The 11,674-nt window shown below is 36.8% G+C and carries 11 protein-coding genes; 7 read left to right on the forward strand and 4 right to left on the reverse strand.

All coding sequences use genetic code 11. The features are described from left to right. Positions 1-309: 309 nt before the first annotated feature. Entirely contained in the window at positions 310-1,080 is a 771-nt protein-coding gene (locus ACOVQ4_RS07670) for a hypothetical protein (RefSeq protein ID WP_421820067.1), read from the forward strand. Between the two features lie 13 nt (positions 1,081-1,093). Next, positions 1,094-1,990, forward strand: a complete 897-nt coding sequence (gene miaA, locus ACOVQ4_RS07675) for a tRNA (adenosine(37)-N6)-dimethylallyltransferase MiaA (RefSeq protein ID WP_421820068.1) — start codon at positions 1,094-1,096, stop codon at positions 1,988-1,990. A gap of 381 nt (positions 1,991-2,371) precedes the next feature. Here the strand turns inward: miaA and ACOVQ4_RS07680 are convergent, their stop codons facing one another. Further along, a complete protein-coding gene (locus ACOVQ4_RS07680) occupies positions 2,372-2,983 on the reverse strand; it encodes an N-(5'-phosphoribosyl)anthranilate isomerase (protein WP_421820069.1) in 612 nt (203 codons plus the stop codon). Positions 2,984-3,230: 247 nt separating this feature from the next. Here ACOVQ4_RS07680 and mnmA point away from each other — a divergent pair, with 247 nt between their 5' ends. Together mnmA and ACOVQ4_RS07690 are read left to right on the forward strand one after the other, a co-directional pair. Further along, positions 3,231-4,367: a tRNA 2-thiouridine(34) synthase MnmA gene (gene mnmA / locus ACOVQ4_RS07685; protein ID WP_421820070.1), complete on the forward strand. Its 1,137-nt coding sequence runs from the start codon at positions 3,231-3,233 to the stop codon at positions 4,365-4,367. A 137-nt stretch (positions 4,368-4,504) separates the two neighbouring features. Next, positions 4,505-5,053: an NADAR family protein gene (locus ACOVQ4_RS07690; protein WP_421820071.1), complete on the forward strand. Its 549-nt coding sequence runs from the start codon at positions 4,505-4,507 to the stop codon at positions 5,051-5,053. A gap of 1,333 nt (positions 5,054-6,386) precedes the next feature. Here the strand turns inward: ACOVQ4_RS07690 and ACOVQ4_RS07695 are convergent. Further along, positions 6,387-6,785, reverse strand: coding sequence for a LytR/AlgR family response regulator transcription factor (locus ACOVQ4_RS07695; protein ID WP_421820072.1), 399 nt, complete (start codon positions 6,783-6,785; stop codon positions 6,387-6,389). Between the two features lie 652 nt (positions 6,786-7,437). On the opposite strand from ACOVQ4_RS07695, the gene ACOVQ4_RS07700 reads away from it, so the two are divergent. Beyond that, positions 7,438-8,058 (forward strand): alpha-ketoglutarate-dependent dioxygenase AlkB family protein, encoded by a 621-nt coding sequence (locus ACOVQ4_RS07700; protein WP_421820073.1) that lies wholly within the window; start codon positions 7,438-7,440, stop codon positions 8,056-8,058. Positions 8,059-8,081: 23 nt separating this feature from the next. Here the strand turns inward: ACOVQ4_RS07700 and ACOVQ4_RS07705 are convergent, their stop codons facing one another. Together ACOVQ4_RS07705 and ACOVQ4_RS07710 are read right to left on the reverse strand one after the other, a co-directional pair. Then, positions 8,082-8,816 (reverse strand): hypothetical protein, encoded by a 735-nt coding sequence (locus tag ACOVQ4_RS07705; RefSeq protein ID WP_421820074.1) that lies wholly within the window; start codon positions 8,814-8,816, stop codon positions 8,082-8,084. A gap of 169 nt (positions 8,817-8,985) precedes the next feature. Next, positions 8,986-9,468 (reverse strand): peptide deformylase, encoded by a 483-nt coding sequence (locus ACOVQ4_RS07710; protein WP_421820075.1) that lies wholly within the window; start codon positions 9,466-9,468, stop codon positions 8,986-8,988. A gap of 71 nt (positions 9,469-9,539) precedes the next feature. On the opposite strand from ACOVQ4_RS07710, the gene ACOVQ4_RS07715 reads away from it, so the two are divergent. Continuing rightward, a complete protein-coding gene (locus ACOVQ4_RS07715) occupies positions 9,540-10,121 on the forward strand; it encodes an aminotransferase class IV (protein ID WP_421820076.1) in 582 nt (193 codons plus the stop codon). Positions 10,122-10,178: 57 nt separating this feature from the next. Further along, on the forward strand, positions 10,179-11,615 hold the full coding sequence (locus tag ACOVQ4_RS07720; RefSeq protein ID WP_421820077.1) for an ATP-dependent DNA helicase: 1,437 nt from the start codon (positions 10,179-10,181) through the stop codon (positions 11,613-11,615). Positions 11,616-11,674: the final 59 nt, after the last annotated feature.

The raw sequence follows: 11,674 nt of genomic DNA on the forward strand, positions 1-11,674 counted from the left end.
ACAATTAGAATTAAGATTTGGGTTGAAGCCGCAAGGCAACAGGCATAGGGCAAAGCGTGTTAAATTTGTTTTTTAGAAAAATTAGATATGTTTTTGCCGAGCTCGCGTAGTCTATTACCGAAAGACTAATTTTCTATCTTATGTTGTACAATCACTTGTTATCTTTGCAAGAAATTAGTTTTGATTAAGATGAGCACTTGGATACAGGAGGTATACGATTGGTTAGAGAACAATAATCTTCATTTTCAGAAAGAAAGTTTAATATTGGAGGAGCAAGTTTTTTCAGTAATAAGTTTTCCAGAAAAAAAAATGAAGGTTATTTTATTTGATTTAAAAGCTTGGGTTCATCAAAAACTAAGTCTCGAATATGGTCACGCTATTTCGGAATTGTCTTCAAGTTCGGGCTTCAAATACATTATTCTTTGGCAGGATTTATGGGTTTTAAAACAAGCATTAATCAAAGCAAGGATATCGAGTTTATTGGGTTTTTTTCAGCGGATTCATGCGCGTCACTGTCTAGTACAGCGCATCGAAAAGCCAATCATGGATTCTTTTTTACATCAACATCATCTGCAAGAATCAACACAGGCTAAGGTCAAATATGGGCTTTTTTTAAAAAAACAATACATTCAAAAGTACTTAGGAACAACCTCCGAGCCTACCCACGATGCTCTGGTAGCGGTAGCGAGTTTTAGTGGAGCTCGCAAAATGAAATGGGGTAATCGTCAAAATTATCTATCCTACGAGTTGCTGCGTTTTGCTTCTTTACAAGGCTACGTGGTAGTTGGTGGTATGGACAAACTGATTCAGGCTTTTGCGAAAGAGTATCAGCCTGATGATTTGATGAGCTATGCCGACAAGGATTGGTCAGACGGGCGAAGTTATGAAGTATTGGGATTTGACTTAGTCGCAAATCTTACGCTTGGGGCAGTTTATTGGATAAACCCTCTTACCTTCGAACGACATTTCGAAAATCGACTTTTACAACAACTAACTTCCGAACAATTAATAAATCGTGGCTGGGTAAGAATCTGGAACTCGGGAAGCCTCAAGTACATCAAAACGCTTAAAAAGGATTAGGCTCATTTTATTTATGCAATATGATTTAATCACTATATTGGGACCAACCGCCTCTGGCAAAACGCATTTGGCTGTGCAGCTAGCCGATTGGTTGGATGCCGAAATTATCAGTGCAGACTCTCGACAAGTATACAGAGGTATGAACTTGGGTACAGGGAAAGACCTCGATGAATACACATTGGAGGGAAAAACAATACCTTATCACCTCATTGATGTGGTTGATGCGGGACAAAGCTATCATATTTTTCAGTTTCAAAAGGATTTTCAGGAAGCTTTCAACGCTATTAAAAATAAAGGGAAAATGGCTATTCTTTGCGGAGGAAGTGGCCTTTATTTGGAAGCAGTATTACGAGGGTTTCAGTATACGGCAGTTCCAATTGATGAAACACTTCGAGCAGAGTTGTTGAATTTTGCTCATGAGGAGCTTATTGAGAAATTCAGACCATTATCTTCTCTTGTGCCCCAGGCCGATATTTCTACGCACAAAAGAACGATTAGGGCAATCGAAATTGGGGAGTTCTTACGGGCAAATCCTTCCTTCGAACTGCCTACAAAACTTCCGATTAATACGGTCATTTTTGGCTTAAATCCTCCTGTTGAACTACGCCGTGAGAGAATTACGAAGCGACTCCAACAGAGACTTGCGCAAGGAATGGTCGAAGAGGTGCAAACCCTGTTAGATTCGGGGGTTAGTCCAGATAAGCTGATTTTTTATGGCTTAGAATACAAATGGATTACAGAGTATCTCCAAGGAAGAATAACTTATGACATTATGTTTGAACGATTGAATGTAGCGATTCATCAGTTTGCCAAAAGACAAATGACATATTTTCGAAAAATGGAGAAAGATGGATTGATAATCAATTGGTTAGGTGATGAGCCGTTTACTCAGATAAAACAAATAATTTAGGGATTTTTTGGAGTGTGTTGTTACTTTGTTACATAAAAATCGTATTAATACTATAATTCGATTAGGGGCAGCGTCTTCAAAGTTGTCATTGTATCAAATTAGAGATTTTTTCACTCTTTTCACTCCTATCTAAAATGTCAGTCGTAATCTTAGCTCTCGTATTATTAGGAATGGGGCTTTACCTTTCCTTTTCAGTGAGTAATACTCACAAGGAGAAAAAATTTTCGAAGTAAGAAAATTTATATATGCTTGATTTGTAGTAAGAAAATATAATGCTTACTAACCCATAAGTGTTCCTACTTTGTTAAATTAAACTAAAAACAAAAAGCTTGAGAATTATAAAATTACCAAGAATAATTTTATAATTCTCAAGCTTTTTTACTAAAAATCATCATCGAGTACTTCCAAAATATTGATTAATTCGTCCATATCGGCAAAACCCGGACGAATTTCTTGTCCACCTTTCAATGCAAGACCTTTGAATCCAGCTTCATCAATCAATCGATTGGCATTATCTTCAGTAATACCAAACCCTAATAGAATAGGATATTGTGCCGCCCAGGTCTCCAACTGATAGATAACATCATCGGCAGGAGTAAATTCATCGGAGTTTTCCAATAAATAATATTCTACAAAATTTGCTGTAGATTGAAAAAGCGCAGGCAAATTTGCCTCTGCATAGTCTAGCTTAAGAATAATCGGTAAGTTTAACTCCTTCAACGTTTCTAAATCTGGTAGTTCATTTCCAGTATTGGCAGATATCTGAAGAGCGTCTGGCATATAGGTACCTACCATTTCTTGAATATGTAAGGTATTATTAGAAGTAGTTTCTCCAACAATCTGAATACCAGCCAACCAGCCTCTCATCTCTTTGTATTTTTCAAAAGGGACGTTGTCCATCGAAAAACCAATATATTCTACTCCCATACCAGCACAGTAACGAGCATCCGAGAGATTATTTACTTCCGAAACCTTAACAATAGTTTTTAACATGATTCTTTTCTGCTTGTAGGGAAAAACGTTGACCCTAAAATTTTTGCAAAAGTACAATTTGACCAACTCAGAACCAAAAAGCTAGCCAAGGTGTTAGAAAAATATTGTATTTTTGTAAAAGAATATTTGGTTTGGAGAGGTAGCCCATCTTTGATAAATACCATTGTTGGGTTATCGATAGCTTTTTGTCAATTATTCATAAGTCATAATAAAAAACAACGGAGGACTTTGAATCCTCGCCGAAAACATGAGTAAACACGGAAGAATTTTAGTCGCCATGAGTGGGGGCATCGATAGTTCGGTAGCAGCTGTAATGCTTCACGAACAAGGGTATGAGGTAGTAGGTATGACCATGAAAACATGGGATTATGCTTCGTCTGGAGGAACCAAGAAAGAAACGGGCTGTTGCTCGTTGGACTCTATCAACGACGCTCGCAATATTGCGGTAGAGTTGGGTTTCCCACATTACATTCTTGATATTAGAGAAGAATTTGGCGATTATGTAATCAATCACTTTACAGGTGAATACTTGGAAGGACGCACACCAAACCCTTGTGTGATGTGTAATACCCATATCAAATGGGATGCGCTTTTGCGTCGTGCCGACAAACTAGATTGTGAGTTTATTGCAACAGGACATTATGCCAATATTCGCGAAGAAAACGCTCGCTTTGTGATTTCTAAGGGTGTTGATACTTGGAAAGACCAAAGTTATGTGCTGTGGGGCGTTTCGCAAGAGAGTCTATCGCGCACAAAATTGCCTTTGGGTCATTTGACAAAAAATACTATCCGAGAAATGGCAAAGGAACGTGGCTTTATGGATTTGGTAAATAAGTCTGAAAGCTATGAAATTTGCTTTGTGCCAGACAATGACTATCGTGGTTTCCTTAAACGTCGTGTAGAAGGCTTAGAAGAACAGGTGCGTGGTGGAAATTTCGTAGATACTAGTGGGAAGGTGCTTGGCAAACACGAGGGGTATCCTTTTTATACTATCGGACAAAGAAAAGGTTTGGGGATTGCTTTGGGTTATCCTGCTTTTGTGACTGAAATACGCAAAGAAACAAACGAGGTCGTTTTGGGTCGTGACGTAGATTTGGAACGCGATGGTATGTGGGTTGGGCAATTGAATATGTCGAAGTATGCCTCAATCCCAAATACCTTAGAAACTATCACGAAGGTTCGCTACAAAGACCAAGGCACGCCAGCGAAAATTATTCAAGAAGGCGAAAAAATGAGAGTAGATTTCCATCAACCTGTTTCGGGTATAGCACCTGGGCAAGCGGCGGTGTTTTATGAAGGTAATGATGTTGTAGGCGGAGGCTGGATTTCAAGATCATTTAAACAAGACGCAACCTCTGGAATTTATGCTGCCGAAATGAAATAATGCAGAATTTTTGAAAGGCTTTTTTTATTACTAGATACTGTAGCAAGAGGATAGATTCGTAAAAGAGTCTATCCTCTTTTTGTTTATTCTTTTTCTTAAATTTTACTATTTTTGATTTTCTAACCAAACTAATAACTATGAAATACAATCAACAGTGGCTCTGTGAAAAGTACAATATCGGGGAGTCGATAAAATATCTATTTTTTTGGGGGCATCAACCCTCAAAAGATGGGAGTCTTTCCAAAGCCTGTTTTAGTCAGTGGTGGCAGTCGCCGTTTAAGGTCAACAACGAAGTATTTATTACGGCCGAGCATTGGATGATGGTACAAAAAGCAAGACTTTTTGGAGATGAATCTACAGCCGAAAAAATCCTACAGGCAAAGAGTCCAGCAGATGCCAAAAAACTTGGACGATTGGTAAAAAACTTTGATTCAAAGATTTGGGATTACCATAAATTTGAGATTGTTGTAGAAGGTAATTTTTATAAATTTTCACAAGATATAGCCTTAAAAGAATTTTTGTTGAACACCACCAATAGAGTCATTGTAGAGGCAAGCCCTGTAGATGCAATCTGGGGAATTGGCATGGCCTCGGACCATCCAGATGTAGAAAACCCAATGGAATGGGAAGGCGAAAATTTATTAGGATATGCCCTAATGGAGGTGAGGGATAGGTTGATGTTATGAGGCAATAGGGGTCAGGCATTAGTGAAGAGTGTCTAATTTGTGCGAAATTATCACTCTTTTAGTATTGACTGTATGCAAGTCATAAAATATTAACACAAGCCATCCCGAGTTTTTTGATTATCTGAAAAGAAGACCTCCTTTTGTTGAGATTGATAAAGTAGCCTATCTCAGTTTTTCCTAATAGGGTGCGACTTTAGTCGCACCCTATTAGGAAAAAAGGTTAAAAGAATTACAATTTGCTTAAACGGTAGGCATTTAATGGTTGTAAATCAAAAAAAGGCAGTCGAAAAACTAAATTCAACTGCCCTTTTTTTTGCTAAAATTCTTGTTGACAAATCTCTAGACGTAAAGCATTGCCTCTAACCAGAAAATATAGATTAAAATAATCACTCATTCGCTCAATCACTAAATTCCCTTATAAAATCAGTCTACTTACTTCAATCTCTTCGGTTCAACACCCTCGAAGGTCATTTTTATATCTTTTATGGCAGTAGTGTCTAAGATTCGAGCATGTTTTTTTCAACTAAGTAAATCTTTTGATGAATAAGCATCAAAGAAAATTTGGTCTTGTATTTGGCCGAAAACTTTGGGAAAACCCAATATTCTTTCCCGCCCTCAAAATGGGGTTTCCAGAAGTTTTTTGAGGGGCTTGTGCTCTTATTTTTAGTAAGGGAAATAGCGTTAGTAAAAAACAATAAATAGAAAACTGAGTTGTTAATTTCATCGACTTGGGATTTTATCCCCCTCCAAGTTATGACCAATATAGATAGATTCCTAGTTTATTACACTTTGCAACAAGACATAGCAATATAGGGGTTCATAAAAAATGAACCTTGTGCGCAACTAGGTATGTTTGATTACATTCGCTAAAAATGATATTTTATCGCACTTTATTGAGCATAATTTATTTCAATCGACCTATTTTAAAATTAAATTCCTTTCAAAAAAGGTACTGAATTATACATGATAGAGCATTTATTCAGCAATTGTAAGATTTTTAGGGCTAACTCTAATACCAATACGTAAGTTATTACTTAACAAAAAATATTGAATTACACGATAAGCATCTATATGTTTTGACTGGAATACTCAATATAGTTCGAAGTCCATCATAAATAAATGGAGTTTGAACCCTTTGCCCGTAGTTTTGAGAGCAGCAAGGGCATTGATTTCGTGTGGTAGTTCTGTTTTTCATTTTCATGTAATAAAATAAAGCAATCAGAGCTACGGCCACACAGGTAATAACGGTAAGAGAGGCTAGGTTTAAGATTTCATTTTTCATGAGTTCTAAATTTATATGTTGGTGTGTTTAACAAGAAATAGTATTTGTGTACTAAGCTGAAATAGAGATATTTAGAAGTAAGTCCAAAAAGCTATCCTGGAAGTTTTTTCCGATGGGCAAAATACAGCCATTGCTCATCGTAACCTCTTGCAGGCTAAATTCGTTGATGTGGTCTATATTGATTAAATACGACCGATGAATCCTGATAAGTTTTTCGTAATTGAGCGAGTGTTGGATTTGTGCTATACTCGATTTCAATACGAACCTTCTCGAATTACAAGTCAATAAATCTACATAGTTGCCAGCACTTTGTACAAATACTAAGTCATTGTAGAGGAGCTTGATATAGTGGTTGTTTTGTTTGATAAAAACATACTCCGTTTTGTTTTTTTCCTGATTTTCTGGATTTGGCGATACCAAAAAATTACTAGTCTTTTTTAAATAAACCATGTATTAAAGTAGTTTTTAACCATAGATTCAAGAAATGAAGGCTAGTCAATAGTTTATATTTTGAGCATAGGATTTAAAGTTGTCAAAAAGGGATATCTACTATTGATTAGTGTTAATTATCTCTTTATAATCTATAGGCTTTGCTGAGTGTTTAATAATGTTGTTGTTATGCATGTTTCAATCAAATATAAATGGATGTATTTTTTTATGTAGGCTGTTGGTAATGGTATTAATCGAAGATACTCTAGAGCCCAAAACCCTGTTGATAGCAGTATCTACAGACCAATCATATTTTTTTTGAGCAAGAAGGTAAGCGTTAATTATTTTGTAATAGGCAAGAAATGAAATTTATCAATCAATTTTGGCGATTTTTTGTTTTAATACCAAGAGTAGAGGATGTTTATGGAGAAAATTCCTCAATCATCAATATAATTCTATACAAATCTCGTAAATAAGAGAAGATGAAGCAATATCCTATTAGCTATAAATTTATACTTAAAGATAATTAGAAGCAAATGTTTTTCGCATGTCAGTTAGAAATTTATACAAAAACTACAAATACTTATATTTAATTATTCTAGTACAGTTTTACAGCAATATTCGGGTTTGAAACTCCTAATATTGTCTTAAAATTTGCGTAAAAAACAATGTCATGGCACTTTCATTATTTGATTCAGTAAACCCTCAACTAAATCTGTTGCCAAAGGATGGAACAGTGAATTATTACGGCAAACTTTTCGCTGAAAATGAAGCAGACTATTTCTTTACTGTACTTTTGGATTCTATAGATTGGAAGAATGATGAAGCGATAATTTTTGGAAAAAAAATTATTACCAAACGAAAAGTCGCATGGTATGGCGATAGTCCTTTTCGTTATACCTATTCGAAGGTTACCAAAGAGGCTTTACCTTGGACCCCCGAATTAGTGATACTCAAACAAAGAATTGAAGTAGCAACAGGCGAAAGGTTCAATTCATGTTTGCTCAATCTGTATCATTCTGGCGAGGAGGGTATGGCATGGCATAGCGATGATGAAATCGATTTGAAAAAAAATGGAGCTATTGGCTCTATTACGCTTGGGGCCGAACGAAAATTTGCCTTCAAACATAAACATACCCAAGATAGGGTAGATGTATTGCTCGAACACGGAAGCCTTTTGGTGATGAAGGATACAACCCAAACTTATTGGCTGCATAGATTGCCTCCTTCCAAAAAGGTGCAAAAGGCAAGAATAAATCTAACTTTTCGTACTATCGAAAATCAATTGCTTTAAAAGTGCTCTTTTCTATTTTTGGGCTAGGTATTTATCAGAATTTTACGTTCATAATACCAAATAATTTTGTCCAACAGTACGTCTCCGCCACCATAAAAAAATACTGCTCCCAAAGGGGGATTGGCCGTGGCTAATCCTCCATAGGTAAAAGGCCGCCAAGCCCAACAGTTGTAATAGGTGCCAATCAGTTCGGTGGTAAAAACTGCTATCCCAATGAAAAAATAAACATTTTGCCATCTTTTGCGTCTGACCAATATAAAAAATAGCAGACCAAACAACAGCGAAAAGTGGTCGTTCCAAAAATATCCGACCACTAAAAATACAACTGCATAAAAAACGATGAAAACAGTCCTTAGGATATTATCGTAACGATAAGCCCATGAGGTATGTGCAAAGATATATCCTGTGGCATAAACGATACTATGACCAAAAGGCACATAAAATGGCACATAGGGTGTCCGATAATCATACATTTCTGCGCCATTGCAGAAAATTAATTCGCCTAAATACGACAAAAAAATCATGACGAAAAGCAATTTTCGCAAATGTGCATCGCTGTGATGAAATAGTAAACCAAAGTATGCAAGCGTTAGTATATCAGCTAGATATCTGCCGTCGAATAGGTTTTGGGCAAACCACGGAGAATCAACAAGAAGTAAGACTGTAATAAAGGGAAAAAAGCCCCAAGCCAATCCCAAGAGTGCTGTGAGGTTTTGAGTAGTATGATTGAAAATGGGCAAGGAAAGAATATATTTCATCGAAAGTAATATCAAATTTATTTGATTGGAATTTAGCAATTTAAGCAAGGACAACTCACCACTATTACTTCAATAATCTTGCAGAATTAAGTTGGATTAATTGTGAGATAAAACATTAGTAATCAAAAAATACACTCAAAACACATCACTCATAATTCAGCACTACTACCTATCTCCACTTAAACGACTTGTTATCAATGGCTCGCATGGTACATAAAATACCTTCCAAATGGTCATATTCATGTTGGAGCAATTCTGATAAATCATCTTGCATTTCCCAAACATGCTCCTGCCAATTTTCATCCAAATATCGAACTCTAAGACTTTTGTGACGCTTTACTTTTACTAATAGCCGAGGAAAACTCATGCAATCATCCCACAACTCGAATAACTCTTCGCTGAGATTTTCTAAAACTGGATTAATGAAAACTACGGGTTTATCGATATTCATATAAATGACTCTTTTCATAATACCCAATTGCGGCGCTGCAATGGCTCTTCCAAAATTGTACTTTTCCCGTATTTCTTGCATAACATTATGCATATCTGCAACCCATTCTTTCACCAAAGACAACTCTTCTTTGGTCACTTCTTGACATATCTCGTAGAGTCGAGGGTCGCCCAGAACTAGTAAATCATCTAAGGTTTTCATTTTTGAATCAATTATTTATACAAAAACTGGAATATCTATTTAAAAAAAGTAGTTTAAATTTACAGAAGAATATGAGAATTTTAGAAACCATACAGATACAAAATGGTGAGATAAGGCAAATATCTTACCATCAAGCACGGATGAATGCTGCCCGCAAGCAACTTTGGCAGTGTGACGACGTCATAGATTTGGCCTCAAACTTGCTTGTTCCGACAGAACATCAGACTGGAATTGTACGTTGTAGAGTCGTATACCAACAAGAAATAGAGGAAATACAATTTATTCCCTACCAGTGGAAAGATATTCGTAAAATTAAGGTGGTTGAAGCTCCACGCATCGATTATGCTATCAAATGGCTCGAAAGAAATATTTTTACACAACTACTTCAAGAAAACGCTGATGCTGATGAGTTGATTATCGCACAAAATGGTTGGGTTTCAGATGCCACTATTGCGAATTTGGCATTTTGGGATGGTAAACAGTGGTTTACGCCAAACACGCCACTATTGAAAGGTACAAAACGACAATTTTTGTTGGATACGCATCAAATCGCTGAAAAAGCCATCCAAGTTGAAGACCTGAAGCATTTTGAGAAAGTCTGTTTAATCAATACTTTCAGAGATTTGTCGCATCAGGATGCTATCATTCTTTAACGTTTGAAAAATCACCATTCATTCAATTACTCAATCATAATTCACTCAATAATTGCCGTGGCAGAAGAACAAAAAACACCTTCTTTTTTATTAAGACAAAAATTTCCCTTTGAACCAACTCTTGGGCAGGTTGAACTTTTTCAGAAAATGGAAAAGTTTATCCTCAATACCGACGAGTTTGGGCCACTATGTTTTTTGCTAAAAGGATATGCTGGTACAGGGAAAACCACGGTGATTTCGACCATAATAAAGGTATTGCCTAAGTTTGGGTATAAGTCTGTGTTGCTAGCGCCAACAGGTCGTGCAGCCAAGGTAATGTCCAATTATTCGAAAAAGACGGCCTTGACGATTCATAAAAAAATCTATCGTCAAGTTGCCAATCAATATACAGGAAGCTTGGAGTTTCAGCGTCAAAACAACTACGCCACTAATACTATTTTTATTATTGATGAATCTTCGATGATTTCGGATGATGCTGAGTTTGGTACGGCTGGATTGTTGACCGATTTGATGGAATTTGTGTTTTCGCATCCCGAACTGGATTATAATGGCAATAAAATCATATTTGTAGGGGATACTGCACAGTTACCTCCCGTAGGAAAATTTATGTCGCCAGCTTTGGAAAAAGTTTACATGGAAGGTCAGTTTCATTTGGGTGTTTTGGAGCAAGAGCTTACCGAGGTAATGCGCCAAGATGCCGAATCGGGGATTTTGTATAATGCCACCCAACTGCGAAGTACGCTCAGTACCAACAAGCCCAAGATTTCTTTTGTGACGAAAGGATATAGAGATTTTTACAAAATGACTGGCGAAAAGCTTGAAGATGGATTGAACTACGCTTATCGGAAGTTTGGTAGAGAAAATACCATTATTCTGACACGCTCCAACAAAACTGCTGTACTCTACAACCGCTACATTCGTCAACAAATATTTGCCTTAGATGACGAACTTTCGGTTGGAGATTTGTTGATGATTGTGCGAAACAATTATCATTGGTTGGGAGATGACTCCCCTGCGGGATTTTTGGCGAATGGCGATTTTGTGGAGGTCATGAAAATCAGAGGGGTAGAAGAAATGCATGGCTTCCGTTTTGCGACACTTTACTTGCGTTTGCTAGATTATGAAGACCATCCCGAAATCGAAGCTAAAGTTTTGTTAAGCACTTTATATTCCAATAATCCCTCCTTAAATAAAGATGAAAGTAAGGCACTTTATGATTCTGTAGCCTTGGATTACGAGCATATTACCAATAAAAAAGACCGTATAGCCGAAATCCGTAAAGACCCTTATCTTAATGCCTTGCAGGTAAAGTTTGCCTATGCGCTCACTTGCCACAAATCGCAAGGTGGTCAGTGGAATGCCGTTTTTGTAGAACAAGGCTATTTGACGGATGAGCAAATCAATGAGGATTTTGTTCGATGGCTTTATACAGGTATTACGCGTGCTACCCACGAGGTATTTTTAGTCAATTTTCATAATGAGTTTTTTGATTAATAGGCAAGGAGTGTAAAAATCAAGAAAGGCAACAGGCAACAGGCAAAGAGTGTAAAAAT

This window comes from Flectobacillus sp. (assembly GCF_049240685.1).
In the GTDB taxonomy this organism is placed as follows: domain Bacteria; phylum Bacteroidota; class Bacteroidia; order Cytophagales; family Spirosomataceae; genus Flectobacillus.

Excerpts from the sequence above, each read along its gene's own strand:
- ACOVQ4_RS07670 (WP_421820067.1), top strand. The coding sequence starts at position 310 with ATGAAGGTTATTTTATTTGATTTAAAAGCTTGGGTTCATCAAAAACTA.
- miaA (WP_421820068.1), top strand. The coding sequence starts at position 1,094 with ATGCAATATGATTTAATCACTATATTGGGACCAACCGCCTCTGGCAAA.
- ACOVQ4_RS07680 (WP_421820069.1), bottom strand. The coding sequence starts at position 2,983 with ATGTTAAAAACTATTGTTAAGGTTTCGGAAGTAAATAATCTCTCGGAT.
- mnmA (WP_421820070.1), top strand. The coding sequence starts at position 3,231 with ATGAGTAAACACGGAAGAATTTTAGTCGCCATGAGTGGGGGCATCGAT.
- ACOVQ4_RS07690 (WP_421820071.1), top strand. The coding sequence starts at position 4,505 with ATGAAATACAATCAACAGTGGCTCTGTGAAAAGTACAATATCGGGGAG.
- ACOVQ4_RS07695 (WP_421820072.1), bottom strand. The coding sequence starts at position 6,785 with ATGGTTTATTTAAAAAAGACTAGTAATTTTTTGGTATCGCCAAATCCA.
- ACOVQ4_RS07700 (WP_421820073.1), top strand. The coding sequence starts at position 7,438 with ATGGCACTTTCATTATTTGATTCAGTAAACCCTCAACTAAATCTGTTG.
- ACOVQ4_RS07705 (WP_421820074.1), bottom strand. The coding sequence starts at position 8,816 with ATGAAATATATTCTTTCCTTGCCCATTTTCAATCATACTACTCAAAAC.
- ACOVQ4_RS07710 (WP_421820075.1), bottom strand. The coding sequence starts at position 9,468 with ATGAAAACCTTAGATGATTTACTAGTTCTGGGCGACCCTCGACTCTAC.
- ACOVQ4_RS07715 (WP_421820076.1), top strand. The coding sequence starts at position 9,540 with ATGAGAATTTTAGAAACCATACAGATACAAAATGGTGAGATAAGGCAA.